Source organism: Phenylobacterium sp. RIFCSPHIGHO2_01_FULL_69_31 (genome assembly GCF_001824475.1).
GTDB lineage: Bacteria > Pseudomonadota > Alphaproteobacteria > Caulobacterales > Caulobacteraceae > Phenylobacterium.
In genome coordinates this window covers 138,969-164,740 of the sequence record NZ_MHXN01000009.1, presented here as the reverse complement: position 1 = coordinate 164,740, position 25,772 = coordinate 138,969, and the positions used below count along the sequence as shown (strand labels likewise).

The 25,772-nt window shown below is 69.1% G+C and carries 28 protein-coding genes; 20 read left to right on the top strand and 8 right to left on the bottom strand.

Going from position 1 to position 25,772, the window contains the following annotated elements:
* Nucleotide 1: 1 nt before the first annotated feature.
* Nucleotides 2–451 carry a bifunctional diaminohydroxyphosphoribosylaminopyrimidine deaminase/5-amino-6-(5-phosphoribosylamino)uracil reductase RibD gene (locus A2790_RS06795; protein WP_293389136.1) on the bottom strand — a complete coding sequence of 150 codons (450 nt, stop codon included), beginning with the start codon at nt 449–451 and terminating at the stop codon, nt 2–4.
* Between the two features lie 58 nt (nt 452–509).
* Nucleotides 510–1,220: a 2,3-diphosphoglycerate-dependent phosphoglycerate mutase gene (gpmA, locus tag A2790_RS06790; protein ID WP_293389135.1), complete on the bottom strand. Its 711-nt coding sequence runs from the start codon at nt 1,218–1,220 to the stop codon at nt 510–512.
* A gap of 81 nt (nt 1,221–1,301) precedes the next feature.
* Between gpmA and A2790_RS06785 the strand changes: the two genes are divergently transcribed.
* The 5 genes from A2790_RS06785 (at nt 1,302) to A2790_RS06765 (ending at nt 5,861) form a co-directional block, all read left to right on the top strand.
* A complete protein-coding gene (locus A2790_RS06785; RefSeq protein WP_293389134.1) occupies nt 1,302–1,607 on the top strand; it encodes a hypothetical protein in 306 nt (101 codons plus the stop codon).
* Nucleotides 1,591–1,884 (top strand): hypothetical protein, encoded by a 294-nt coding sequence (locus A2790_RS06780; protein WP_293389132.1) that lies wholly within the window; start codon nt 1,591–1,593, stop codon nt 1,882–1,884. Before A2790_RS06785 ends, A2790_RS06780 begins: the two co-directional genes overlap by 17 nt.
* On the top strand, nt 1,881–2,846 hold the full coding sequence (locus tag A2790_RS06775; protein WP_293389130.1) for a KpsF/GutQ family sugar-phosphate isomerase: 966 nt from the start codon (nt 1,881–1,883) through the stop codon (nt 2,844–2,846). The genes A2790_RS06780 and A2790_RS06775 overlap by 4 nt, the downstream gene beginning before the upstream one ends.
* 104 nt (nt 2,847–2,950) lie before the next feature.
* Nucleotides 2,951–4,453 carry a phosphomannomutase/phosphoglucomutase gene (locus A2790_RS06770; protein WP_293389128.1) on the top strand — a complete coding sequence of 501 codons (1,503 nt, stop codon included), beginning with the start codon at nt 2,951–2,953 and terminating at the stop codon, nt 4,451–4,453.
* A gap of 106 nt (nt 4,454–4,559) precedes the next feature.
* Nucleotides 4,560–5,861 (top strand): UDP-glucose/GDP-mannose dehydrogenase family protein, encoded by a 1,302-nt coding sequence (locus tag A2790_RS06765; protein ID WP_293389126.1) that lies wholly within the window; start codon nt 4,560–4,562, stop codon nt 5,859–5,861.
* Between the two features lie 161 nt (nt 5,862–6,022).
* Here the strand turns inward: A2790_RS06765 and A2790_RS06760 are convergent, their stop codons facing one another.
* The 3 genes from A2790_RS06760 to glmM all read right to left on the bottom strand — a co-directional run bounded on the left by A2790_RS06760 (nt 6,023) and on the right by glmM (nt 8,695).
* The gene (locus A2790_RS06760) at nt 6,023–6,184 is read right to left on the bottom strand and encodes a hypothetical protein (protein WP_156467049.1); all 162 of its coding nucleotides are present in this window, start codon (nt 6,182–6,184) and stop codon (nt 6,023–6,025) included.
* Between the two features lie 87 nt (nt 6,185–6,271).
* Nucleotides 6,272–7,162 (bottom strand): c-type cytochrome, encoded by an 891-nt coding sequence (locus A2790_RS06755; protein WP_293389122.1) that lies wholly within the window; start codon nt 7,160–7,162, stop codon nt 6,272–6,274.
* A 180-nt stretch (nt 7,163–7,342) separates the two neighbouring features.
* Nucleotides 7,343–8,695: a phosphoglucosamine mutase gene (gene glmM, locus A2790_RS06750; protein WP_293389120.1), complete on the bottom strand. Its 1,353-nt coding sequence runs from the start codon at nt 8,693–8,695 to the stop codon at nt 7,343–7,345.
* A 233-nt stretch (nt 8,696–8,928) separates the two neighbouring features.
* Between glmM and glmS the strand changes: the two genes are divergently transcribed.
* On the top strand, nt 8,929–10,749 hold the full coding sequence (glmS, locus tag A2790_RS06745) for a glutamine--fructose-6-phosphate transaminase (isomerizing) (protein WP_293389118.1): 1,821 nt from the start codon (nt 8,929–8,931) through the stop codon (nt 10,747–10,749).
* Nucleotides 10,750–10,837: 88 nt separating this feature from the next.
* Here the strand turns inward: glmS and A2790_RS06740 are convergent, their stop codons facing one another.
* Nucleotides 10,838–11,095, bottom strand: coding sequence for a hypothetical protein (locus tag A2790_RS06740; RefSeq protein ID WP_293389116.1), 258 nt, complete (start codon nt 11,093–11,095; stop codon nt 10,838–10,840).
* A 153-nt stretch (nt 11,096–11,248) separates the two neighbouring features.
* Here A2790_RS06740 and A2790_RS06735 point away from each other — a divergent pair, with 153 nt between their 5' ends.
* Both A2790_RS06735 and A2790_RS06730 read left to right on the top strand, forming a co-directional pair.
* Nucleotides 11,249–12,118 (top strand): UTP--glucose-1-phosphate uridylyltransferase, encoded by an 870-nt coding sequence (locus A2790_RS06735; protein ID WP_068875265.1) that lies wholly within the window; start codon nt 11,249–11,251, stop codon nt 12,116–12,118.
* Nucleotides 12,119–12,125: 7 nt separating this feature from the next.
* Complete coding sequence (locus tag A2790_RS06730) at nt 12,126–13,010, top strand: SDR family oxidoreductase (protein WP_293389112.1); 885 nt, start codon at nt 12,126–12,128, stop codon at nt 13,008–13,010.
* A gap of 80 nt (nt 13,011–13,090) precedes the next feature.
* Here A2790_RS06730 and A2790_RS06725 read toward each other — a convergent pair whose 3' ends face one another.
* Nucleotides 13,091–13,834, bottom strand: a complete 744-nt coding sequence (locus tag A2790_RS06725; protein ID WP_293389110.1) for an alpha/beta hydrolase — start codon at nt 13,832–13,834, stop codon at nt 13,091–13,093.
* Between the two features lie 46 nt (nt 13,835–13,880).
* On the opposite strand from A2790_RS06725, the gene A2790_RS06720 reads away from it, so the two are divergent.
* The 7 genes from A2790_RS06720 to A2790_RS06690 all read left to right on the top strand — a co-directional run bounded on the left by A2790_RS06720 (nt 13,881) and on the right by A2790_RS06690 (nt 20,564).
* A complete protein-coding gene (locus A2790_RS06720; RefSeq protein WP_293389108.1) occupies nt 13,881–15,044 on the top strand; it encodes a glycosyltransferase family 4 protein in 1,164 nt (387 codons plus the stop codon).
* On the top strand, nt 15,044–16,030 hold the full coding sequence (locus A2790_RS06715; protein ID WP_293389106.1) for a glycosyltransferase family 9 protein: 987 nt from the start codon (nt 15,044–15,046) through the stop codon (nt 16,028–16,030). The genes A2790_RS06720 and A2790_RS06715 overlap by 1 nt, the downstream gene beginning before the upstream one ends.
* A gap of 105 nt (nt 16,031–16,135) precedes the next feature.
* Nucleotides 16,136–16,657, top strand: a complete 522-nt coding sequence (gene infC / locus A2790_RS06710) for a translation initiation factor IF-3 (RefSeq protein ID WP_293389103.1) — start codon at nt 16,136–16,138, stop codon at nt 16,655–16,657.
* An 11-nt stretch (nt 16,658–16,668) separates the two neighbouring features.
* Entirely contained in the window at nt 16,669–17,532 is an 864-nt protein-coding gene (bla, locus tag A2790_RS06705) for a subclass B3 metallo-beta-lactamase (protein WP_293389100.1), read from the top strand.
* Between the two features lie 150 nt (nt 17,533–17,682).
* Nucleotides 17,683–18,012, top strand: coding sequence for a GIY-YIG nuclease family protein (locus A2790_RS06700; protein WP_363080518.1), 330 nt, complete (start codon nt 17,683–17,685; stop codon nt 18,010–18,012).
* A gap of 18 nt (nt 18,013–18,030) precedes the next feature.
* Nucleotides 18,031–19,344 carry an MFS transporter gene (locus A2790_RS06695; RefSeq protein ID WP_363080516.1) on the top strand — a complete coding sequence of 438 codons (1,314 nt, stop codon included), beginning with the start codon at nt 18,031–18,033 and terminating at the stop codon, nt 19,342–19,344.
* Nucleotides 19,341–20,564, top strand: a complete 1,224-nt coding sequence (locus A2790_RS06690) for an MFS transporter (RefSeq protein WP_293389091.1) — start codon at nt 19,341–19,343, stop codon at nt 20,562–20,564. Before A2790_RS06695 ends, A2790_RS06690 begins: the two co-directional genes overlap by 4 nt.
* On the opposite strand, the gene A2790_RS06685 is transcribed toward A2790_RS06690, so the two are convergent.
* The gene (locus A2790_RS06685; RefSeq protein ID WP_293389088.1) at nt 20,561–20,761 is read right to left on the bottom strand and encodes a hypothetical protein; all 201 of its coding nucleotides are present in this window, start codon (nt 20,759–20,761) and stop codon (nt 20,561–20,563) included. The genes A2790_RS06690 and A2790_RS06685 overlap by 4 nt on opposite strands.
* Nucleotides 20,762–20,986: 225 nt before the next feature.
* Here A2790_RS06685 and rpmI point away from each other — a divergent pair, with 225 nt between their 5' ends.
* From rpmI to pheT, 5 genes are all read left to right on the top strand, one after another.
* Nucleotides 20,987–21,187: a 50S ribosomal protein L35 gene (gene rpmI / locus A2790_RS06680; protein ID WP_068875274.1), complete on the top strand. Its 201-nt coding sequence runs from the start codon at nt 20,987–20,989 to the stop codon at nt 21,185–21,187.
* A gap of 13 nt (nt 21,188–21,200) precedes the next feature.
* Nucleotides 21,201–21,557, top strand: a complete 357-nt coding sequence (rplT, locus tag A2790_RS06675; RefSeq protein WP_293389082.1) for a 50S ribosomal protein L20 — start codon at nt 21,201–21,203, stop codon at nt 21,555–21,557.
* Between the two features lie 264 nt (nt 21,558–21,821).
* Entirely contained in the window at nt 21,822–22,931 is a 1,110-nt protein-coding gene (pheS, locus tag A2790_RS06670; protein ID WP_293389079.1) for a phenylalanine--tRNA ligase subunit alpha, read from the top strand.
* Entirely contained in the window at nt 22,931–23,353 is a 423-nt protein-coding gene (locus A2790_RS06665) for an ASCH domain-containing protein (protein ID WP_293389306.1), read from the top strand. The genes pheS and A2790_RS06665 overlap by 1 nt, the downstream gene beginning before the upstream one ends.
* Nucleotides 23,350–25,770: a phenylalanine--tRNA ligase subunit beta gene (gene pheT / locus A2790_RS06660; RefSeq protein ID WP_293389075.1), complete on the top strand. Its 2,421-nt coding sequence runs from the start codon at nt 23,350–23,352 to the stop codon at nt 25,768–25,770. Before A2790_RS06665 ends, pheT begins: the two co-directional genes overlap by 4 nt.
* Nucleotides 25,771–25,772 lie beyond the last annotated feature (2 nt).

Below are 25,772 nucleotides of genomic sequence, written 5' to 3'. Positions count from 1 at the left end.
ATTAACGGCGACTTTCCAGGGTTTTAGCCGGGCGATACGTCGCATAGAGCGCGTCGGCCTCGGCCTCCAACAACCCCCGGTCGGTAACGATACCCGCGTTATGCAACCGGCGGCATCCTTCGCCCCCGGCGAACACCGACGAATCACGCGAGGCGATCACCACGCGGGCCACCCGCGACGCCACCAGCCGTTCGCTGCAGGAGGCGACGCCCGTCGACCTGAGGGCGCACGGCTCAAGGGTGACGTAGGCGGTGGCCCCTTCAGCCGCGGAGCCCGCCTGATCGAGCGCGACCTCTTCGGCATGGGGCCGGCCGCCCTCGCCCGTCACGCCCTCGCCGACCACGGCGCCGTCCCGGACGATCACGCAGCCGACCGACGGGTTGTCGCCCGTCCGACCCACGCGCGTGGCCGCCAGCGCGATGGCGCGGCGCATGAAGGCTTCGTCGCTCATGGGCGCAACATGGCCCCTCCGCGGGCCCGCCGGAAGGCGGAAAGCCCGATGGCTCGGCCTAGAGAGCCGGCAGCCGGGTCGCCCGCTCGGCGTCCAGGTAGCGCGCCGCGGTGGGCTTCAAGGCGGCGTCCAGCTCGATCACCAGCGGATTGCCGGTGGGGATCTCGATGTCGATGATCGCCTCGTCCGACAGGGCGAACAGCAGCTTCACGATGGCGCGCAGCGAGTTGCCGTGAGCGGCCACCAGCAGGGTCTCGTTCGCCTTCAGGCACGGCACGATCTCGGCGTCCCAGTAGGGCTGCACCCGCACCAGGGTGGTCTTCAGGCTCTCGGTCGACGGCAGGTCGAGGCCGGCGTAGCGGCGGTCCCTCGAGAAGTCGAACTCGCCGCCCGGGGCCATTTCCGGCGGCGGGATGTCGTAGGAGCGGCGCCACACCTTCACCTGGTCGGCGCCGTGCTTGGCGGCGGTCTCGGTCTTGTTGAGGCCGGTGAGGCCGCCGTAGTGGCGCTCGTTCAGGCGCCAGTCCTTCACCTCGGGCACGAAGGCCTGGCCGGCCGCATGCAGCGCCAGCCACGAGGTGCGGATCGCCCGTGTCAGGACCGAGGTGAACACCCGGTCGATGGCGAGGCCCGCCGCCTTGATCAGCTCCCCGCCCTTCTTCGCCTGGGCCTCGCCCTCGGCGGTGAGGTCCACGTCCACCCAGCCGGTGAAGCGGTCTTCCAGGTTCCACTGGCTCTGGCCGTGACGCAGCAGGATCAGGGTGGGCAAGGTGCGTTCTCCTTCGCGGGAGGTTCGGCTAGGGCATGGGCCGCGATGCAGTCAAGCAGGACCGGAGGGCGAATGATAATCTTGGAGCGCACGTTCAATAGCGATGGCGGCGACTCCATCCTGCTGGAGGTGAGCAAGCCCGAGCCCGATGAAGCCGACTTTCGCTGTAGCTTCCGTCTCATCCGACCGGACGGCGTCCGAGAGGGATACGCAATGGGCGTGGACAGCCTCCAAGCCTTGCTGCTGGCCCTCCAAAAGGCGCACATCAACCTCCTGGCCTATCGCCGAGATAGCGGCCGCCAGGTCCAGTGGCTGGAGATGCAGGATCTTGGGCTACCGCTTCCGCCCTACGTCACCGCCAGCGATTTCGATGCCCTACCCGATTAGCGACGCGGCCCAAGTCGGCTATAGCCAGGGCATGCTGGACCGCTTCTACCTGCCGCTGCTGGCCCTGGCCGCCGCCGCCGCGATCGCGCTGGCGATGGTCTGGCCGCAGGGACTGGGCGACCGCTCGCCAGGACCTTTCGGCCATACGCCCGTGCAGCGCACGGCTGAAATGCAGGCCCGGATGAAGCGGGAGCACGAAGCCGCCCAGCGACGCGCCGCCGCAGCGCGCGAGGCCGTGCGCAACATCCAGAACCAGGCGATCGCCCCCGCGCAATGAGCTCTCAAGACACCATCGCCGTCGGCCGCCGCGTGCTGGACACCGAGGCCGAGGCGCTGCGCCGGATGGCCGCCGAGCTGGGAGAGCCCTTCGCCCAGGCGGTGGAGACCCTGTTCACCGCCCGGGGGCGCGTGATCTGCACCGGCATGGGCAAGTCCGGCCACGTCGCGCGCAAGATCGCCGCCACCCTGGCCTCTACGGGTTCGACCGCCATGTTCGTCCACCCCAGCGAGGCCAGCCACGGCGACCTGGGGATGATCGGCGCCGACGACGTGATCCTGGCGCTCAGCAAGACCGGCGAAACGCGGGAGCTGGCCGACGTGATCGCCTACGCCGCCCGCTTCGACATCCCGCTGATCGCGCTTACGGCGGCGGCCGACGGGACCCTGGCGCGGGCCTCCGACATCGTCCTGCTGCTGCCGGACGCACCGGAGGCGACGGACGCCGTGAATGCGCCCACGACCTCCACGACCCTGCAGATAGCCATGGGCGACGCCCTGGCGGTGGCCCTCTTAGAGCGGCGGGGGTTCAAGCCGCAGGACTTCAAGGTGCTGCACCCCGGCGGCAAGCTGGGCGCCATGCTGCGCACCGCCGCCGACCTGATGCACGGGCGCGAGGAGCTGCCGATCGTGGGGCCGGACACGCCCATGCGCCAGGCCCTGCTGGTGATGACCCAGATGCGCTGGGGGATCGTGGGCGTCGTCGACGCCGGCGGCCGGCTGCTGGGCGCGATCACCGATGGCGACCTGCGCCGCCACATCGACGGGCTGATGGACCACACCGCCGGCGAGGTGATGACGCCGGGCCCCAAGAAGACCGTCGCCCCGGGCATGCTGGCCGGCGAGGCCCTGGCCCTGATGAGCGATCCGCAGCCGGCGGTGACGGTGCTGTTCGTGGTCGAGGACGGCAAGCCGGTGGGCATCCTGCACGTCCACGACCTGCTGCGCGCCGGAGTGATGTAGGGCCGCCAACCCGAACACGTTATCTGCGTTAAGGCTTACGAAGTGGCGTGAGGGCTATCGGCTCGGTTAAACACGCGCCGAAACGCCGCACCCCCGGAGCCCCGATGCTGCCTGCCCCTCGCGCCGACCTGTCGCCCAACACCTGGGACTATGAAGTCACCCCGCTGGTGAAGCCGACCGGCTTCCGGGAGTATGACGCGCGGTGGCTGTTCGGGCCCGAGATCAACCTCTTGGGCGTGCAGGCGCTGGGCCTGGGCCTGGGGACGCTGATCCAGGAGATGGGCCAGAAGCGGATCGTGGTCGGCCACGACTACCGGTCCTATTCGCTCTCCATCAAGCAGGCGCTGACCATCGGGCTGGTGGCCGCGGGCTGCGAGGTGCTGGACATCGGCCTGGCCGTCTCGCCCATGGCCTACTTCGCCCAGTTCGACCTGGACGCCCCGTGCGTCGCGATGGTCACCGCGAGCCACAACGAGAACGGCTGGACCGGCGTGAAGATGGGCGCCCAGCGTCCCCTCACCTTCGGCCCCGACGAGATGGGCCGGCTGAAGGAGATCGTGCTGGAGGGCAAGTGGTCCCAGCGGCCCGGCGGCTCGCTGGCGCACATCGCAGGCGTGGCCGAGCGCTACATCCAGGATGCGGCCGGACGGGTGAACCTGAAGCGGCCGCTGGTGGTGGTCGCCGCCTGCGGCAACGGCACGGCTGGCGCCTTCGCGCCCAAGGCCCTGCGGGACATGGGCGTGGCGACCCTGATCGAGATGGACTGCGAGCTCGACTACAACTTCCCCCGCTACAATCCGAACCCGGAGGACAGCGTGATGCTGCACGCCATGGCCGACGCCGTGCGCACGCATAACGCCGACCTGGCCCTGGGCTTCGACGGCGACGGCGACCGTTGCGGCGTGGTGGACGACGAGGGCGAGGAGATCTTCGCCGACAAGATCGGCCTGATGCTGGCCCGCGACCTGTCCGAACTGCACAAGGACGCGACGTTCATCGTCGACGTGAAGTCGACCGGACTCTTCTCTACCGACGAGGTGCTGAAGAAGAACGGCGCCAAGACGGTCTACTGGAAGACCGGCCACAGCTACATCAAGCGCAAGACCGCCGAGCTGGGCGCCTTGGCCGGCTTCGAGAAGAGCGGCCACTTCTTCATGAACCCGCCGATCGGGCGGGGTTACGACGACGGCCTGGTGGCGGCCGCGGCGATCCTGGCGATGTTGGACCGCAACCCGGACAAGAAGCTCAGCGACCTGAAGAAGGCCCTGCCCGTGGCCTACACCTCGCTGACCATGAGCCCGCACTGCGCCGACGAAGAGAAGTACGGCGTCGTCGACGACGTGGTGGCCGAATACACCGCCCTGGCGGACGCCGGCGGCACGATCCTGGGCCGCAAGATCGTCGACCTGATCACGGTCAACGGGGTCCGCGTGGCGCTGGAGGACGGCTCGTGGGTGCTGGTGCGCGCCTCGTCCAACAAGCCCGAGATCGTGGTGGTGGTGGAAAGCACCCAGTCGGACGACGACATGCGCCGCCTGTTCCGCGAGGAGGTGAAGCCCAGGCTCGCCAAGCGGCCGCAGGTCGGGGCCTACAACCAGGAAATCTGACCCGCTCCGGCCTGCGGCGCGAATTTTGCTGCACTGCGGGACGATGTGTCGTTGCGGCTGCCTTTCGCCCGTGGTGAAAGGCCCGGCCTTCCTAGGAGAGTTCTGAATGCGCGTGGCGATGATCGGTACGGGCTATGTCGGCCTGGTGAGCGGCGCCTGTTTCGCCGACTTCGGCCATACGGTGACCTGTATCGATAAGGACGCCTCGAAGATCGAGCAGCTGAAGAGCGGCGGCATCCCGATTTACGAGCCTGGCCTCGACCTGCTGGTCGCAGCCAACGTCCGGGCCGGGCGGCTATTCTTCGATACCGACGCCCGCCAGGCGATCCGCGAGGCCGATGCCGTGTTCATCGGCGTCGGCACGCCCTCGCGCCGCGGCGACGGCTATGCGGACCTGTCGTACGTCTATTCGGCGGCCGAGGAGATCGCGGGCCTGGTGGATGGGTTCACGGTGGTGGTCACTAAGTCGACCGTTCCGGTGGGCACCGGCGACGAGATCGAGGCGATCTTCAAGCGCGTGCGGCCGGACGCCGACGTGGCGATCGTCTCCAACCCGGAGTTCCTGCGCGAAGGCGCCGCCATCGAGGACTTCAAGCGCCCCGACCGCGTGGTGGTGGGCACCGAGGACGAGCGCGCCCAGGCGGTGATGCGCGAGCTGTATCGGCCGCTGTACCTGAACGAGACGCCGATCCTGTTCACCAGCCGCCGGACCAGCGAGCTGATCAAGTACGCCGCCAACGCCTACCTGGCCCTGAAGATCACCTACATCAACGAAATGGCCGACCTGTGCGAAGCCGTCGGCGCCGACGTGCAGCAGGTAGCCAAGGGCATCGGTCTGGATGGCCGGATCGGCGGCAAGTTCTTGAACGCCGGCCCCGGCTACGGCGGCTCGTGCTTCCCGAAGGACACCATCGCCCTCGTCCGCACCGCCCGCGACGCCGGCAGCCCCGTGGAGTTGGTCGAGACCACCATCAAGGTCAACGACGAGCGCAAGCGCGCCATGGCGCGCAAGGTGATCAAGGCCCTGGGCGGCGACGTGAAGGACAAGACCGTCGGCATCCTGGGCCTGACCTTCAAGCCCAACACCGACGACATGCGCGACGCCCCCTCCCTGGCCATCGTTCCGGCGCTGCAGGACAAGGGCGCGAAGATCCAGGCCTTCGACCCCGAAGGCCATGAGGCCCGCAAGCTGATGACCGGGGTCGAGTTCATGGACGACCCCTATGCGGTGGCGGCGGGCGCGGATGTCCTGGTGATCATCACCGAGTGGGACCAGTTCCGCGCGCTGGACCTGGACCGCATCAAGCTGACCATGAACCAGCCGGTGCTCGTCGATCTGCGCAACATCTACAAGCCCGCCGACATGCGCGCCCGGGGTTTCGCCTATCACAGCATCGGACGCGCCTGAGCCGACCGTCAGCGCCCGCGGCCGGTGACGGCGGCGCGGCCTGGGGCGTTCTGGAGAGCCAGACGGCGACCGAGATCGACGTGCAGGTCGCGCGTGCAGTCGCACACGTTCCTGCGGGCCTTAGGCCCCGATCAGACGAGCGGCGCGAGCCTCGCGCCGCCTCAGAAGCCCGGACCGGGCATCCTCATGAAAGCTTCGGCGATCCAGACGGCGCCGGCCCAGAAGGCCGTGCCCAGGACAGCCACGAAAGCGAGGCAGGCGATCGAGCGGGCGGGCCGCTCCACCTGCCGCGCCACGCCCATGACGGCGAGGTCGCGACGCATTTTATTCCTCCCAGAGCCCGTTATTCACGTCGGTCCGGGTCGAGCCGGCCGATTTGTGACGATGGTGACACAACATTTTGCCCTTAGCTAGGGTTGCTGCGCCATCCCTGACGTGACGTCATTCTGTGCGATCCGGCGTTCGGCGCGGGCCTTGAGATACGCCTGCAGAGCCTGGATCTGTTCGGGCGTCAGGTCGCCGAACCGCGCCGGGGCCACCATCGTCATCAGCCCGACCTTGCGGTTCCCGGCCGCGATGCCGGTGTGCAGCAGGCGTTCGAAATCCTCAGGCTCGTACGAGGCGACCATGTCGAGGCCGGGGGCCTTCAGCATCGGGTTGCCCTCGAGCTGCTGGCCGTGACACTCGATGCAGGTGCGGGCCAGCTCGCGGCCCTGCACGTGCTCGGACCCCAGGTCGACAAGCTTCACGCCCGGGCCGTTCGCCCGCAGAAGATCGGGTTCGGACTTCATCTTGCCCAGCAGCACGCCGATGCGGCCGACCGGCCCCACCTTGACGCGCGGTTGAACCTCCCCCGTCGGCGGGAAGGTCCGCAGGTAGGCCAACAGGTCCGACGTCTCCTGGTCGGTGAGGTGGGCATAGGCGCTGGAGGGCATGATCCAGAGGCGCCGACCGTCGGCGGCGACGCCGTGGCGGATGGCGCGGTCGAGGTCCGCGTCGGTCTGGTTCGCGATCAGCCGCGACAGGTTGGGCCCCCAGGCGCGGACCACCGGCATCTCGTCGTGGAAGAGCTGCCCCCCCAGCGTCTGGCCATGGCAGTCGTGGCAGCCGTTCAGCTTCGCCACGCGCCGGCCTCGCTCGACCGCCCCCGAATCGCTCGCCGCGACCAGCCGCACCTCGGGCTTGTCGACCGGCCACCGGATCATCGCCTCGGAAACGACGAACGCGCCGCCCGCGAGGACAAGCAACAGGGCAGCGACGCCGGCCAGGCCATAGCCGGCCCACTTCAGCATAGGTTTCATCTCACACACCTGGTCTTGGACGTGGCCCTTTGGCGGACCATCGTTCTGGGGACCGGCGAGATACGGGGGGTGGCGGACGCCCACAATCCGCGTGATTGCAGGGCGCCTCTGCAGCTTTGCAGTGCGTCAAAAGCGGAGGTTTAGACGTAGGCGCCCGAGAGGGTCCGCCGCAGGCCTGGGCTAAGCGGCGGCCTTTTTCACCGCGCCGGCGATGTCCTTGATCACCTGTCTCACCAAGTCTTCGTCGTCGGCCTCGGCCATGATGCGGATCAGGGGTTCGGTGCCGGAGGCGCGGACCACGATCCGGCCCGTTCCGTTCAGCCGCTGCTCGGCGTCGGCCATGACCGCCTTGACCTGGTCGCTCTCCAGGGGCTTGCCGCCGGCGAACCGCACGTTCTCCAGCCGCTGGGGCACCGGCTCGAACTGGCGGGCCAGGGCGCTCATCGGCTTGTCGCTCTCCTTCAGCACCGCCAGGACCTGCAGCGCGGCCAGCAGGCCATCGCCCGTCGTGGAGAAATCCGACAGGATCAGGTGCCCAGACTGCTCGCCGCCGACGTTGAAGTCGCCCTGGCGCATGCGGGCCATGACGTAGCGGTCGCCCACCTGGGTCCGCTCGAGGGTGAGGTTGCGGCTGGCCAGGAACCGCTCCAGGCCCAGGTTCGACATCACCGTGGCCACCACCCCGCCGCCGCGCAGCTTGCCCCGCCGGGCCCAGTCGCCGGCGATCAGGGCCATGATCTGGTCGCCGTCCACGACCTGGCCCTTCTCGTCGCAGATCACCAGCCGGTCCGCGTCGCCGTCGAGAGCGATGCCGATGTCGGCCCGGTACTCCTTCACCGCCTTCTGCATGGCGGCCGGGTGCGTCGAGCCGCACTCTTGGTTGATGTTGAAGCCGTTGGGCGCCACACCGATCCGGATGACCTCGGCGCCGAGTTCGTAGAGCGCCTCGGGGGCCACCTTGTAGGCGGCGCCGTTGGCGCAATCGATGACGATCCGCATGCCCGACAGGCTGAGGCGCCGGGGGAACGTGGCCTTGGCGATCTCGACGTAACGGGCCTGGCTGTCGTCGATGCGCTGCACCCGGCCCAGGGCGGCGGGCGCGGCCAGGTTCTGCTGCAGGCCCTCGTCCATCAGGGCCTCGATCTCCAGCTCCTTCTCGTCCGACAGCTTGTAGCCGTCGGGGCCGAACAGCTTGATGCCGTTGTCCGAATAGGCGTTGTGCGAGGCCGAGATCATGACCCCGAGGTCCGCGCGCAGGGATCGGGTCATCATCGCCACGCCGGGTGTCGGCAGGGGCCCGAACAGCCGCACGTCCATGCCGACGCTGGTGAAGCCCGCCACCAGGGCCGGCTCGATCATGTAGCCCGACAGGCGGGTGTCCTTGCCGATCACCACCAGGTGGCGCCGCTCGTCGCCCGACATAAACATCTTGCCCGCCGCCATGCCGACCCGAAGGGCGACCTCGGCCGTCATGGGATGGCGGTTGGCCTCGCCCCGGATGCCGTCGGTGCCGAAGTAGGCGCGCTTACTCATGAGGGTGCTCGTGCAGAGGGTCGGGGGAAACGATCCGAAACAGACTTTTAGTCGCCGCGACCTTGGCTGATGGTAAAGCGCCGCATCGCTGGCGAAAACCGCATGGATTCGCCTTAGAGCGCGGCAGCCGAAAGTGGAAGCCGGTTTCGGCGCCCGCCGCGCTCTAAACTCTTGAATCAGAGGCGTCTCGCCGCACGGCGAGGAGCCTCGGCCACGAAGGATACCTAGGCCACATGTGCGGCATCATCGGCATTGTCGGGACGCGTTCCGTCCAGGAGCGGCTGATCGAGAGCCTGAAGCGGCTGGAGTACCGCGGATATGATTCCGCCGGCATCGCCGCGGTCGTGGGCGGCAAGGTCCAGCGCCGCCGGGCCGAGGGCAAGATCCGCGCGCTGGAGGACGTCCTGGCCGCCGAGCCGCTCGCCGCCACGGTCGGCATCGGCCACACCCGTTGGGCGACCCACGGCGCGCCGTCGCTGCGCAACGCCCACCCGCACAGCCAAGGCCGGGTGACCCTGGTCCACAACGGCATCATCGAGAACTACGCCGAGCTGCGCGAGCGGCTCCAGGCGGCCGGGCGCACGTTCGAGAGCGAGACCGACACCGAGGTCATCGCCGCCCTGCTGGACAGCGAGCTGGCCACCGGTCTCGACCCCGTCACGGCCTTGAAGGCGACCCTGGACCAGCTCAGCGGCGCCTATGCCCTGGGCGTTCTGGTGGAGGGCGAGGAGGGCCTGATCATGGGCGCCCGCCGCGGCAGCCCGCTGGTGGTAGGCTATGGGGACGGTGAGATGTTCATCGGCTCCGACGCGCTCGCCGTCGGCCCCTTCACGAACCGGGTCTGCTACCTGGACGAGGGCGATTTCGTCGCCATCACCCACGGTGAGGCGAAGATCTTCGACCACGCCGGCCGGCCGGCGGAACGTCCCGTGCGCACCGTGCCGGCCTCCGCCGCCCTGGTGGAGAAGGGCAACTACCGCCACTTCATGGAGAAGGAGATCCACGACCAGCCCGAGGGGTGCCAGCACACCATCGCGGCGTATGTGGACACGCTTACCGCCCGCACCGCGATTCCGGGCAGCGTGGACTTTGCCGCCCTCGGGCGGATCCAGATCGTGGCCTGCGGCACGTCCTACATCGCGGGCCTTTTGGGCAAGTACCTGATCGAGCAACTGGCGGGGCTGCCGGTCGACGTCGAGATCGCCTCGGAGTTCCGATACCGCGAGCCGGCCCTTTCTGCGGACAGCCTGGTGATCGCCATGTCGCAATCGGGCGAGACCGCCGACACCCTGGCCGCCCTCCGCTACTGCATGGCCAAGGGGATGAAGAGCGCCGCGGTGGTCAACGCCGTGGAGTCCACCATGGCCCGCGAGGTCGACGTGGTGTGGCCGATCCACTGCGGGCCGGAGATCGGCGTGGCCTCCACCAAGGCCTTCACCGCCCAGGTGAGCGTGCTGACCGCCCTCGCCGTGGCCGCCGCCCGTGCGCGCGGCCGCATCGACGCGGCCGAGGAGCAGCGGATGGTTCGGGTGTTGCTGGAGGCCCCGCGTCTGATCGCCGAGTCGATCGAGCTGGAGGACGCCGTCCGCAAGGTGGCGCTGGAGGTCTCCAAGGCGCGGGACGTGCTCTACCTGGGTCGCGGGCCCATGTACCCGCTGGCTTTGGAGGGGGCGCTGAAGCTGAAGGAGATCAGCTACATCCACGCCGAGGGCTATGCCGCGGGCGAGCTGAAGCACGGTCCCATCGCCTTGGTGGACGAGCAGACGCCGATCGTGATCCTGGCGCCCTTCGACAGCTACTTCGAGAAGTCGGCCTCGAACATGAGCGAGGTCATGGCTCGCGGCGGCCAGGTGATCTTCATCACCGACCGGGAAGGCCAGAAGCACGCGCCGTCAGGCGCCCGGGTGGTGGTGACGGCGCCGCGCTGCGACCCGCTGATCGCGCCACTGGTCTATTCCCCCCCGATCCAACTGCTAGCCTATCACGTCGCGGTGCTGAAGGGGGCTGACGTCGATCAGCCGCGCAACCTCGCCAAGTCGGTGACGGTGGAGTAGCGGGCTTCCCAGCCTTCATGGGGGAGACAAAGAAAAACGGCCGCCCCAGAGGGACGGCCGCTTCCAAGCGATCTCTTGGAGAGAAGGCTTACTTCTTTTCCGGCTCGGCGGCCGGCGGCGTGGCGGACATCGCGCCAGCGTCGGCGGGCGGAGCAGCGGCGGCGTCGGCCGGCGGCGTGGCCGCGGCGTCGGCGGGCGGAGCCACGGCGGCCGGATCGGCAGCCGGAACAGCAGCGGCGTCAGCGGCCGGGGCTTCGGCCGGAGCGGCTTCTTCTTTCTTTTGGCAAGCGGCGAGGCTCAGGGCCAGGACGCCGGCGGTGGCGACGGTCAGAATGCGAAGCTTCATTGAGTAGGCTCCCCGTGGGGTGAATCCCCGACGAGGCGAACCTACACAACTTCGTGCGATCTCAAAATCGTGATCGCGACACCGTCGCCAAAAATTCTCGCCCTGCCTCCGCAGAACGCATTAGGGATCGCAGAGGAGCATGCGGAGGGATTGATGGCGAAGCGCGTGAGGAAGGCCGTCCTGCCGGTGGCGGGGCTGGGCACCCGGGTCCTGCCGGGCGCCAAGACGACGCCGAAGAACCTTTTGAACGTCGTGGACCGTCCGATCCTCAGCTACATCGTCGAGGAAGGCCGGGCCGCCGGCATTGAGCACTTCGTGTTTATCGTCGGCCGCGGCCAGGGCGCGATCGAGGACTATTTCGACGCCAGCCCCGAGGTCGAAGGCATCCTGGAAGCCAAGGGCAAGACCGAGATCCTGGCCGACCTTCGCCGCGACCTGCCGCAGCCGGGCCAGATGAGCTTCATCCGCCAGATGGCGCCGCTGGGCTTGGGCCACGCGGTGTGGTGCGCCCGCGACGTGATCGGCGACGAGCCCTTCGCGGTGATGCTGCCCGACATGCTGATGATGGCGAAGCCCCCGGCCCTCGCCCAGGCGGTCGCCGCCTACGAGCAGAAGGGCGGCAACATCGTGGTGGTCGAGCCGGCGCCCGAGGGCGAGGCTCACAAGTACGGAATCGTCGCCCTGGACGGGCAGGACGGGCGGCTGAACCGTATGACCGGCATGGTCGAGAAACCTGCGCCGGGAACCGAGCCTTCGAACCTCTTCATCTCGGGCCGCTACGTCCTGCAGCCCGAGATCTTCAACATCCTGGAGACCCAGGAGCGGGGCGCCGGCGGGGAGATTCAGCTCACCGACGGGATGGCGGGCCTCATGAAAACCCAGGATTTCCACGCCCTGGAGTACGAGGGGACCACCTACGACTGCGGCGACAAGATCGGCCTGCTGCGCGCCAATGTCGCCTTCGCCCTGGCCCGCCCCGACCTGGCCGCCGACGCGCGCAAGGCCATCGCGGCCCTGCTGTAAGGACCCGGTGCGCCTCTTCCTCTTCGGCTATGGGTTTTCCGGCCGGGCGATGGCCCGGCGGATGGCCGGCAAGGGCTGGGAGGTTTTCGCCACCTACCGTGACGACGCCGGCGCGGCGCGGATCGCCGCCGACGGCCATCGCGGCGTGGACCTGGGCGACCGGGACGCGGTGACGGAGGCGCTGTCCCGCGCCAGCGCCCTCCTCGTCACCGCTCCGCCCGGCCCGCAGGGCTGTCCCGGGCTCAACAGCCTGGTCGGACCGCTGGCCCAGGCCGGCGCCTTTCCGGACTGGATAGGCTATCTCTCCACCACCGGCGTCTACGGCGACCGCCGCGGCGGCTGGGTCACCGAGGAGAGCCGCCTGGCCGCCCAATCGGTCGAGGGCGCGCGACGGGTCGGCGCCGAACGGGACTGGTGGGAGGTCGGCCGCGGGATGGGCCTCACCGTCTGCGTCTTCCGCCTGCCCGGCATCTACGGCCCGGGCCGCTCCGCCTTCGACCGGCTGCGTGAGGGACGCGCCCGGCGCATCGTCGCCGAGGGCCAGGTGTTCTCGCGCATCCACGTGGACGATCTGGCGGCGGGGCTCGAGGCTTCCATCGCCCGCCCCCGGGCCGGCGCGGCCTATAACCTGTGCGACGACGAGCCGGCGCCCAACAGCGAGGTCATCGCCCACGCCGCCCGCCTCCTGGGCCTGGAGCCGCCGCCCGAGGTCCGGCTCGAGGACGCGCAGCTGACGCCCGCCGCCATGCGCTTCTATGCCGAGAGCAAGCGCGTCTCGAACGCCCGCGCCAAGGCGGAGCTGGGATGGCGGCCGCGGTACCCGACCTATCGCGAAGGGCTGGCGGCGATACTTGCGCCCCCGCTGGGGGAGCTCCCGGCGAACGCCGGCTGAGGGGGCTTCCGCTCAGAACGATCGATTTGAGTGGAAGCCCCCTCCGGCGCTACGCGCCACCTCCCCCAGCGCGGGAGGAACTAGAACTCTTCCACCACCGCGATCAGGCGCGCGATGTCCTGCGGTCGGGACAGACGGTGGTCGCCGTCCTTGATCAGGGTGAACACCACGTCGTCGCCCTTCAGGCCCTGGGCCAGTTCCAGGGCGTGGCGCCAGGGCACGTCGGGATCCTCGCCGCCCTGCAGGATTCGCACGGGGATCTGGATGGGGATCGGCTCGCCGCCCAGGATCGACCACCGGGCGCCGTCTTCCAGCAGGTTGCGGGTGATCGGATAGGGATCCCCGTATTCGGACGGCCGCAGCCAGACCCCGTTGGCGGCCAGGGCCGCGCGGCCCTCAGGCGGAATCTCGGGCGCCATCAGCTTTTCGGTGAAGTCAGGGGCGGGCGCGATCAGCACCATGGCCGCCACCCGCGGCGGAAGGGCCATGGCCGCCAGGCAGGCGATCCAGCCGCCCATGGACGACCCCACCAGCACCAGCGGACCGGCGGTCAGCTCGTTCAGCACCGCGATGGCGTCCTCGCGCCAGCGGGTGATCGTGCCCTCCGCGAAGTCGCCGGAAGACGCCCCGTGGCCGAAGTAGTCGAACCGGACGTAGGCCCGTCCCTGCGCCAAGGCCCAGTCGGCGAGGGCCTCAGCCTTCGTCCCGGTCATGTCCGACTTGAAGCCACCCAGCCAGACCACGGTGGGCCCTGCACCTTCCACCAGCCGCCAGGCGAGCCGCGAGCCGTCGGGCCGGTCGAGGAATCCTTCGATCTCACTCATGCGTGACCCTTAGCAGGTGGGCGCAACTCAGTTTAGAGAAGGCCTCGTGTCCCTACCCCCCGATTTCACCCTGCTGCAGGTGGTCCCCGAACTGGAGACCGGCGGCGCGGAACAGAGCACGATCGAGGTCGCCAAGGCCGTGGTCCGCGCAGGCGGCACGGCCCTCGTGGCCACGCGCGGCGGGCGCATGGTCGCGCGCCTGGAAGCCGATGGGGGGCGCCTGGCCCAGATGCCGGTGCAGACCAAGAATCCGCTGGTGATGCTGGGCAACGCGGCGCGCCTGGTGACGCTGATCCGCCAGGAAAAGGTCTCGATCGTCCACGCCCGTAGTCGCGCACCCGCCTTTTCCGCGCTCTGGGCCGCCAAGACGACCGGCACGCCGTTCGTCGCCACCTACCACGGGGTCTACAAGGCGCAGTCCGGCCTCAAGCGCTGGTACAATGCGATCATGACCCGCGGTGATCTGGTGATCGCCAACTCGGACTACACCCGCGATCACGTGCTCGCGGAACACGACATCGATCCCGAGAAGCTGGTCACCATCCCGCGCGGGGTCGACTTCGAACGGTTCGACCCGACCTTCGTCACGGCCAACCGGATCGAGGGGCTGCGCGCCGCCTGGGGCCTGGAGCCCAACGACCATCGCACCCAGATCCTGCTGGCGGGCCGCGTGACCCGCATCAAGGGCCACCTGATGATCGTCGAGGCGGCCCGGCGGCTGGCTGCGGCGGGACGGCGCGACTTTCAGATCCTGTTCGCCGGCGACCACCAGGGGCGGACGGGCTACGCCGCCGAGGTCCAGGCCGCCATCGACGCCGCGGGCCTGGGCGACGCCGTGAAGCTCGTCGGCCATTGCGACGACATGCCGGCAGCCTACCTGCTGGCCGACCTCGCCATCCTGCCGACCAACGTGCCCGAAAGCTTCGGCCGCGCGGCGGTGGAGCCGCAGGCCATGGGCCGGACCGTCATCGCCTCCAACCACGGCGGGGTCACCGAGACGGTGCTGGACGGGGTGACCGGTTGGCTGGCGCCCGTCGAGGACCCGCAAGCCTGGGCCGACGCCCTCGCTCGCGCCATCGACCTGGGCCCAGCCAAGCGCCTGGAGATGGGCGAAGTGGGCCGCAAGCGTGCCCGGCAGCTCTATTCCGCCGAGACCATGTGCGACCAGACCCTCGCCGCCTACGAACGGGTGCTGGAGGCCCGCGCCTGATGCCCCGGCATGTCGAGCGGATTCTGATCATCAAGCTGTCCGCCCTCGGCGACTTCGTCCTGGCGCTGGCGGCCATGAAGAAGATCCGCCAGGCGCATCCCAAGGCGCACATCACGCTCCTGACCACGCCGCCCTTCGAGGCCCTGGCGCGGATCTGCCCCTATTTCAACGCCGTGGACATCGGCGGGCGTCCCGAGAGCTTCCCCGAGTGGATGGCGCTCCGGAAGCGGATCAAGGATGCGAACTACGCCCGCGTTTACGATCTGCAGACCTCGGCGCAGTCGAACCGCATCTTCCAGCTCCTGCGCCCCGGGCCGCCGCCCTGGTCCGGCGTGGCCTTCGGCTGCTCGCTGCCGCACAAGAACCCGCTGCGGAACGGGATGCACACGCTGGAGCGGCAGGCCGACCAACTGATGTACGCCGGCATCTGGGAAGACGCGCCGACCGAGCCAGGGACGGCGCCGCCGCCGGACCTGTCCTGGATCATGAAGTCGGCCCCGCCCGACCGGCCCGTTCCCGGCGCCAACAAGCCCCGCCCTTATGTGATTTTCGTGCCCGGCGGCTCGGCCCACCGACCCGAGAAGCGCTGGCCGGTGGAGCGTTATTCCGAACTGGCCCGCATCCTCTATTCGCGCGGGTTCGACATCGTGGTGATCGGTGGGCCGGCCGAGTCCGACCTGGCCCACGCGATCCAGCGTGCCGTGCCGCGCGCCCGCGACCTCACCGGGCGGACGGACTTCGCCTCGGTCGCCCGGCTGGGCGCGAAGGCCGCGCTCGCCGTGGGCAACGACACCGGGCCGCTGCACCTGGCGGCGGCCGGCGGAGCCCCCACTATCGTGCTGTTCTCGAAGGCGTCCGACCCCGCCCTTTCGGCCCCGCGTGGCCGGGTGGCGATCCTGCGGGCCGAGAACCTGGCCGACCTGCCTGTGGCTCAAGTGGCGCAGGCGGCCAATTCTTTGGCCCCTACCCCCTCTGCCGCGCCTTGATACGACGGGGCCCGCGCGTCATATACTAGCCGGAACGACCGGAGCGCCCCGCGCCCGGCGTTTTTCGCGTTTCAACAGTCCGGAGCACTGCCTATTCGCCGCCCCATGCAAGCGCCGCCCGTCAAGGAAGGGCCGCGCATGAACGAAGACATCCGCGTCCCCCGGGTCCTGCTCATCGATCAGCACGGTGAGAAGCAGGGCGTCATGCCCACCTCCGCCGCCATCGAAGCCGCCGAGGAAGCGGGTCTCGATCTCGTGGAGATCGTCCCGAACGCGGATCCGCCCGTCTGCAAGATCCTGGACTACGGCAAGTTCAAGTTCCAGGAACAGAAGAAGAAGAACGAGGCGCGCAAGCGGCAAAAGGTCGTAGAGATCAAGGAGATCAAACTCCGGCCGAACATCGACGTCCATGACTACGAGGTCAAGGCGAAGTCGATGCACCGCTTCTTCGAGGAGGGCGACAAGGTGAAGATCACCCTGCGCTTCCGCGGCCGCGAACTGGCCCACCCGGAACTGGGGATGAAGCTGCTCCAGAAGGTGAAGGCCGATTTCGAGCCGGTCGCCAAGGTGGAGTACGAGCCTCGCATGGAAGGCCGCCAGATGATCATGATCCTGGCCCCGCGATAGCGAGCGTTCGGTTGAAAGCCACGGCTTACGGAATTCTGAGCGCGGCCGTCCTTGGGACGGCCGCTTTCGTTTCGCCTGCGCTCGCGGCCGACAAGCCCGATGCGCCTGCCGCGCCGTTCAAGATCGGCGAGGGGCTCTACTACGTGGGCTCCGTCGACTATGCGTCCTATCTGATCGCCACCCGGGCCGGCCTGATCGTGCTGGATGGCGGCAGCGCCGAGACCGGCAAGCAGATCCTCGCCAACATCCGCACGCTGGGCTTCGACCCGGCGAAGGTGAAGATCCTGCTCAACACTCACCAGCACTTCGACCACGCCGCCGGCCTGGCGGCGCTGAAGGCGGCGGCGCCGGCGGCGAAGCTCTACGCCAGCGCCGCGGACGGACCGATCATCGCGGCGGGCGGCCGCGGCGACCCCTTCCTGAAGGGCGAGCGCTTCTACTACGAGCCGGTGCAGCCGGCCGTGATCCTGAAGGACAAGCAGAAGGTGACGCTCGGCGGCTGGACGCTGACGGCCCACGTCACCGGCGGACACACCCAGGGCTGCACCACCTGGACGTTCCCGGTCACCGTGGCCGGCAAGGTGCGCCAGGCGCTGGTGCACTGCTCCTCCTCGGTCCTGCCGGGCTACAAGCTGGGCAAGACCGAGACCTACCCCGGGCAGACCGCCGACTACGAACGCAGCTTCGCCACCTGGAAGGCGCTACCCTGCGAGGTCTTCCTGGGCTCGCACGCCATGTTCTTCGGCCTAGCGAACAAGAAGAAGGCGCTCGAGGCCGGCCATCTCGAGGCCTTCGTCGACCCGGCCGGCTGCAAGGCCTTCTACGGCCGGCAGGAAGCGGCCTTCCGCGCAGAGCTCAAGCGGCAGAACCCCTAGCTCCCTCTGCTCGTCATGGCCGGGCTTGTCCCGGCCATCCAGAAGCACGGGCGCGTCTGTGTGAAGCTGAGGCTTCGACGGCAGCCTGCTAACCTCCGCGTATCTGGATGGCCGGGACCAGCCCGGCCATGACGAGCGTTGGAGGGGATGGTGAACGCAGTCTACATCATGGCCAGCCGACAGCACGGCACGCTCTACGTCGGCGTGACGAGCGACCTCCACAGTCGCGTCGCGCAGCATCGGGACGGTTCGGCCGACGGCTTCACGAAGCGCTATGGGGTGAAGCGCCTGGTGTGGTTCGAAGAACACGACAGCATCGTCACTGCGATCCGGCGCGAGAAGTCGCTCAAGAAGTACAAGCGCGAGTGGAAGGTGAACCTGATCGAGCGGGAAAATCCGAGATGGACCGACCTGTTCCCCCTGCTCTTCCGGGCCGAGGGACCGCTCCAGCACCTCCAGCCGCCCGAACGCTCAATGTGACACTGTGGCCTCCCGCCCATGGCCGGTGGGGTATCGAGCAAAGGTCGCGTCCCGTGCTTGCCGCCCGCGCGCGGGCGTCCTAACACCGTTCACATGTCCGACGCCCCGCCGCGGCAGGCGACACCGTCTGCCATGGCGGCGCCGTCGCTGATCGCCGTGATCTTTATCAACATGCTGGGCTTCGGGATCATCGTCCCGTTGCTGCCCTTCTATGCCAAGTCGTTCGACGCCGAGCCCTGGCAGATCGCGCTGGTGTTTTCGGCCTACGCGGCGGGCGGCTTTTTCGGCGAGCCGTTCTGGGGCCGGCTCTCGGACAAGTACGGCCGCAAACCGCTGCTGATCTCGACCCTGTGCGGAAACTTCCTCTGCTACCTGGCGCTGGCCTTCGCGCCGAACGTCTGGGCGGCGCTGGCGATCCGTTTCGTGGGCGGCCTGGCCAGCGGCAACGGCGCGGTGATCCAGGGCTACATCTCGGACGTGACGCCGCCGGAGAAGCGGCCGCGGGTGATGGGCTACATGGGCGCGGCGTGGAACGTCGGCCTGATCGTCGGCCCGTCGGTGGGCGGCCTGTTCGCCCACCCGGAATCCGGCCCGATCGGCTTCCAGATCCCCCTGTTCATCTGTGCGGGGCTGTCCGCCCTGTCGGCGATCTCCATCGTGCTGTTCATCCGCGAAAGCCGGGACCGGCAGCCGACCGTCACCGAGCGGCCAAACCGCTGGGCCGCCACCGGCGAGGCCGTGCGCCACCCGGTAATCGGCCGCCTGATGCTGCTGACCTTCCTGGTGGGCTTCGCCTTCACCGGGATCGAGTCCACCTTCGGCCTCTGGACCCAGGCGAAGTTCGGCTGGGGGCCGAAGGAGATCGGCCTCTGCTTCGCTTTTGTCGGCGTGGCTGCGGCCTTCACCCAGACCTTCATCACGGGACCGATGGCCGAGCGCTTCGGTCCCGGGGCCATGCTGGCCGTCGGCATGACCATCACTCTGGTCGGCCAGGCGCTCCAGCCGTTCGCCTTCCATCCGGGCATGGTGATCGCGCTGATGTGCCTGACCGCTATCGGCCAGTCCGTGGCCTGGCCCAATGTCAGCGCGTTGATCTCCGAGACGGCGCCGCCGGATCGCCAGGGACAGATCCTGGGCCTCAACAACGCCATGGGCGCGGCTGCGCGCGTGGCGGGGCCGTTCTGCGCCGGCCTCGCCTTCGCCCACGTCAGCCTGGACGGGCCCTTCATCCTGGGTGCGATCATCGTGGCGCCTTCGATCTGGCTGGCCGTCATCGCCGCCCGCAGAGCCCAGGCCTGGCGACAGGCCCAGACCGGGAAGGCGCCGGAATGACGGATCTGCCCCCCGCTCCCGCGCCGCGCATGGGCCTGACGGAGGAACGCCGCGCGCTCGTCATCCTCTTGACGGTGATCTTCCTGATGATCGCCGGCTTCGGCCTGGTGATCCCCCTGCTGCCCTTCTTCGCCCAGGCGTTCGACGCGCCGGCCTGGCAGGTGACCCTGCTGTTCTCGGCGTTTTCGGTGGGCCAGTTCATCGGCGAGCCGTTCTGGGGAAAGCTGTCGGACCGGATCGGGCGGCGGCCGGTGCTGATCGTCACCATCGCCATGGTGGGGCTGAGCTATGCGGCGCTGGCCTTCGCGCCGAACATCTGGGTCGCCTTCGCCCTGCGGTTCCTCACCGGCATCTTCGCCGGCAACATCTCCACCCTGCAGGGCGCCCTGGCCGACATCACCCCGCCCGAGAAGCGCGCCCAGCGCATGGGGATCATGGGCTCGGCGTTCAGCGCCGGCTTCATGACCGGCCCGGCCATCGGCGGCTTCCTGGCCCAGCCCAGCCGCGGCGCCCTGGGCTTCCAGCTACCCCTTCTGGTGGCCGCAGGCTTCGCCCTGGCTTCGGCCCTGGCGGTGATCCTGTTCGTGCGCGAGAGCCGCCCTGCGAACGCCGCCCCGCAAAAGCGGGTGCGCGCCGCCGGCCTGCGGGAGGGCTTCGCCGACCCGATCATCAGCCGGGTGATCCTGGTCAGCTTCATCGTCGTGGTGGGCTTCGCTGGTATCGAGGCGACCTACGGCCTGTGGACGGAGCAGCGCTTCGGCTGGGGGCCGCGCCAGATCGGCTTCGCCTTCATGGTCATCGGCCTTCTGGGCGCCGTGTGCCAGGGGTGGCTCTCGGGGCGCCTGGCGCGGACCTATGGGGAAGCGCGCACGCTGACCGGCGGCCTGGCCTTCATGGGGCTGGGCCTGGTCACGCAAGGGCTGTCGCCCACCTGGCCCGTGGCCATGCTGGGTTTCGCCCTGGTCTGTCTGGGGCAGTCCATCTGCTTTCCCAACATCAGCGCGCTGATCTCGCGCGCGGCCCCGCCCGACCGGCAGGGCGAGATGCTGGGCCTCAATATGAGCGGTATGGCGCTGGCGCGGATCGGCGGGCCGGTGGTGGCCGGCCAGCTCTTCTCGCTGGTGGCGCCAGGCGCGCCCTTCGCGTTCTCGGCCCTGCTGATCCTGCCGGCGCTGTGGTTCGCCTGGGCGGTGATCCAGCGGACGCCGCGACTGGCCTAGATCTTGAGGTCGATCACCAGGCCCTTGCCGACTTCCTTCGCCGACTGCGCCGCGACGGCCGTCTGGGTCAGCTCCGTGACCTTGGCGCTCCGCTCGGCCGCCTTGGCGTCCTGCTGGGGCTGCTCGGTCCGGACGGGCGGCGTGTAGGGGACGGGCGGTTGCGATGCGATCGAAGCCGCGGGGGTCGTGCTCGACATTCTCGTCTCCTCAGGCCGCAGTTCGCGGCCGATGCGCTCTTTTAGGAGGCCTCGGGTAACCGACCTTTAAGAGATGGGGTAAATCCCGGGAAAGCATGGCGCCGCCTTGCATTCCGCCCCCCTTTCGTCTACTAGCCCGCCCCTTCGGAACCGCCTGGCCCCAAGGCATGCCAGGGCGGTTCATCAACACGACCAGAGGACGGGACCTTCGGGGCCCGACGTGAAATGCCCAAACTGAAGACCAAGTCGGGCGTGAAGAAGCGCTTCAAGATGACGGCGTCTGGCAAGCTGAAGGCCGGCGTGGCCGGCAAGCGCCACCGCCTCATCAGCCACAACGCCAAGTACATCCGTCAGAACCGCGGCACCAAGGTGATGAGCGAAGCTGATACGAAAATTATCAAGCTCTGGCTCCCCTACGGCCTCTAAGGAGAACTGACAGATGGCACGCGTGAAAAGGGGCGTCACCGCCCACGCCAAGCACAAGAAGGTTCTCGAGCAAGCCAAGGGCTTCTACGGGCGCCGCAAGAACACCATCCGCACCGCCAAGGCGGCCGTGGACAAGGCCGGCCAGTACGCCTACCGCGACCGCAAGGTCCGGAAGCGCAACTTCCGCTCGCTGTGGATCCAGCGGATCAACGCGGCGGCGCGCCTGGAAGGCTTCACCTACTCGCAGTTTATCCACGGCCTTGAGAAGGCCGGGATCGAAATGGACCGCAAGGTTCTCGCCGACGTCGCCGGCGCCGATCCGACCGCTTTCAAGGCCATCGCCGACAAGGTTCGCGCCGCGCTGGCTTAAGGCCTGGGATCGTCTCGATCCTGACGCTTTCAAGAAGCCCTCCGGCCGAACCGCCGGGGGGCTTTTTGCTGCCTCGCTTCTCCCCCGTCCCGAAGAGGACGGGGGAGGTGGCGGCGAAGCCGACGGAGGGGGCGCTAGGCCGCGGGCTCAGAGCCGCCGCCTAGCGCCCCCTCCACCACGTCGTGGTCCCCCTCCCCCGAACTCTTCGGTTCAGGGGAGGAGCGGGTTCCACTTGAAACGAACGTCATCTAGGACACCGGTTCCATGACCGACCTGACCCAACTGGAAGCCGAGCTCACGGCGCGCGTCGGCGCCGCCGCCGACCTGGCCGCCCTGGAAGCCATCCGCGTCGAGGCCCTCGGCAAGACCGGCTCCGTCTCCGAACTGCTCAAGACCCTGGGCAAGCTGTCGCCCGACGAGCGGCGCGAGCAGGGGCCCAAGATCAACGGCCTGCGCGATGCGGTCTCGGCCGCTATCGCCGCCCGCAAGGCCGCCTTAGAGACCGCCGAGCTCGACGCCAAGCTGGCGTCGGAGCGGGTCGACCTGTCCCTGCCGGCGCCGCCGGAGCGCAAGGGCCGCGTGCACCCCACGATGCAGGTGCTGGACGAGATGATCGCCGTCTTCGCCGACATGGGCTTCAGCCTGGCCGAAGGCCCGGACATCGAGGACGATTTCCACAACTTCACGGCGCTGAACTTCCCGCCCAAGCACCCAGCGCGGGAGATGCACGACACCTTCTGGCTGCCCGAGGACGAGCACGGCGAGCGGCGCGTGCTGCGGACCCACACCAGCCCGGTGCAGGTGCGCGTCATGCAGCGGCTGAACGAAAAGCTGCCCAGCTGGATCGCCAACGGCCAGGAGCCGCCGATCCGCGTGATCGTGCCGGGCCGCACCTATCGCTCGGACAGCGACGCCACCCACACGCCGATGTTCCACCAGATGGAAGGCCTGGTCATCGACCGGAACATCCACATGGGCCACCTGAAGTGGACGCTGGACACCTTCATCAGCCGGTATTTCGAGACCCCGATGGTCGAGACCCGGTTCCGGCCGCACCACTTCCCGTTCACCGAGCCGTCGGCCGAGATGGACGTCCGCTGCGACCGCTCGGGCGCGGACGTGAAGATCGGCCAGGGCGCGGACTGGATGGAGATCGTCGGCTGCGGGATGGTGCACCCGAACGTGCTCCGCAACTGCGGCCTCGACCCCGACCAGTGGCAGGGCTTCGCCTTCGGCTTCGGCATCGACCGGCTGGGGACGCTGAAGTACGGGATGCCTGACCTGCGCGACATGTTCGCCTCGGACGTCCGCTGGCTCGAGCACTACGGCTTCTCGGCCTTCCAGGCGCCGAACACCGCCACGGGCCTTTCGTGATGGACGGCTCGGGCAACGACTGGCGGTCGCTGGAGAGCTTCGCCTTCGGCGACAGCCCCGACATGGCCGACCGACTGCTGGGCTTCGTGCTGTCGGGCGCGAAGACGGCCACCTGCTGGTCGGTGCGCGACGGCCAGCAGACCGAGATCGGCAAGCGCATGGTGGTCAATGACGGCGCCGGCCAGCCACGCGCGGTCATCGAGACCGTGTCGCTGGAGCAGCTGCGCTTCAACGAGGTCGGCTGGACCTTCGCCCTCGCCGAGGGCGAGGGCGACGAGTGCCTCGAAGACTGGCGCGAAGGCCACCGCGCCTATTTCACCCGCAACGGCGGCTTTGCTCCGGACATGATGCTCTGGTGCGAACGGTTCCGCCTGGTCGAGACCCTGGACGCCAAGACTTTGGGCGAAGGAGCCCGCCGATGAAGTTCACCCTCTCCTGGCTCAAGGAGCACCTCGACACTTCCGCCACCGTGGACCAGGTGGTCGAGGCCATGACCATGGCCGGCCTCGAGGTCGAGCACGTGGAAGACCCCGGCAAGACGCTGGCCGCCTTCACCGTGGGCAAGATCGTCGAGGCGGTGCAGCACCCCAACGCCGACAAGCTGCGGGTCTGCCAGGTCGACACCAAGGACGGGCGGCTGGAGATCGTCTGCGGCGCGCCGAACGCGCGGGCGGGCCTGACGACCATCTACGCCCCGATCGGGGCCTATGTGCCCGGCTCGGGCGTCACGTTGGAAGCGCGGCCGGTCCGCGGCGTGGTCTCCAACGGCATGCTCTGCTCGGCCAAGGAGCTGGAGATCGCCGAGGAGTCCGACGGCATCGTCGAGCTGCCCGACAGCCTGCCCGTCGGCGCCAGCGCCGTGGAGGCCTTCGGCCTGGAGGCGGCCATCGACTTCGAGGTCACCCCCAACCGGCCCGACTGGCTGGGCGTGCGGGGCATCGCCCGCGACCTCGCCGCCGCGGGCCTGGGCACGCTGAAGCCGGATACGGTCGCGCCCGTCCCGGGGACATTCCCCTGCGAAATCGAGATCCGCGTGGACGGCGACGCCTGCCCGGTGTTCGCCGGCCGGGTGATCCGTGGGCTGAAGAACGGCCCCTCGCCGGCGTGGCTGCAGCGCCGCCTGGCGAGCGTCGGCCTGCGCCCCATCAACACGCTGGTCGATATCACCAACCTGATCACCTACGACCGCGCCCGGCCGCTGCACGTCTATGACCGGGCCAAGCTGGTGGGCAATGTGATCACCGCCAGGCTGGGCCGCGGCACGGCCGAGGCGAGCTCGGACGCGCCCTCGCCGGCGCCGCATCACGACGAGCAGCTCATCGCCCTGGACGGCAAGACCTACGACCTCGGCTCCGAGATGAGCGTCATCGCCGATGCGAACGGCGAGCGTCCGATCGGCCTGGGCGGCGTCATGGGCGGCGAGTCGACGGGCTGCTCCGAAGAAACGACCGAGGTGTTCCTGGAGAGCGCCTGGTTCGATCCGATCCGCACGGCCCAGACCGGCCGCGCCACCGGCATCACCTCGGACGCCCAGTACCGCTTCGCCCGCGGGGTGGATCCGGACTCGGTAGTCCCCGGGATCGAGCTGGCCACCCGCCTGATCCTCGACCTGTGCGGCGGCGAGGCCTCGGAGGTCCGCGTCGCCGGGCACGCGCCGGCGCCGCCGGCCGCCATCGCCTTCGACCGCGGCTATGTGAAGAAGCTCTCGGGCCTGGACGTCGGGCCGGCGCGCATCGACGAGATCCTGACCAAGCTGGGCTTCGAAGTGGACGGCGATGCCGTGACCCCGCCGTCCTGGCGCCGCGACGTGGAGGGCAAGGCCGACCTGGTCGAGGAAGTCGCCCGCATCGAGGGCTTCGACAGCCTGCCGGTGGAGCCCCTGCCGGAGATCGCCCGACCCGTGGGCGGCGCCTTGACTGTCCGCCAGCGCCGGATGCGCGACGCCCGCCGCCTGATGGCCGCCCGCGGCTTCGCCGAGGCGGTGACCTGGAGCTTCATGCGCCGGGACTGGGCCGAGATGTTCGGCGGCGGCGACGAGAAGCTGGTCCTGACCAACCCCATCGCGGCCGACCTGTCGACGATGCGGCCCACCGCCCTGGCCAACCTGATCGACGCGGCCGCCCGCAACGCCCGCAAGGGCTTCGCCGACGCAGCCATCTTCGAGGTGGGCCCGAACTTCCGCGGCGATCAGCCGGCTGACCAGTGGACCGCCGTCACCGCGCTGCTGGCCCCGCACGCGCCCAAGCATTGGGCCAAGAGCGGCGGCGACCCGCTGTTCGAGCTGAAGGCCGACCTGCTGGCCCTGCTGGAGGAGATCGGCGCCCCCACGCTGCAGGTGGTCCAAGGCCAGAACGCCGCCTGGTGGCACCCCGGCCGTTCGGCCCGCCTGCAGCTTGGCCCCAAGGTCGTGGTCGCCGAGTTCGGTGAGCTGCACCCGCGGGTGCTGAAGGCCATCGACGCCGACGGGCCGATGCTGGCGTTCGAACTGAACCTGGACGCCATCCCCGAGCCGAAGAAGAAGGGCGTGAAGACCAAGCCGGCGCTGGAGCTCTCGCACCTGATGCCGCTGCGGCGCGACTTCGCGTTCCTGGTCTCCGCCGAGACCCCCGCCGGCGATCTGGTGCGCCCGATCCTCGGCGCGGATAAGACCTTGATCGCCGAGGCGCGGGTCTTCGACGTCTACGCCGGCCAGGGCGTCCCGGAAGGGATGAAGTCGGTCGCGGTGGAGGTGGTCGTGCAGCCGCGGGAGAAGACCCTCACCGACGGCGAGATCGAGGGCCTCTCCGGCCGGATCGTCGCCGCGGCCGAGAAGGCAGTGGGCGCGAAGCTGCGAGGCTAGCG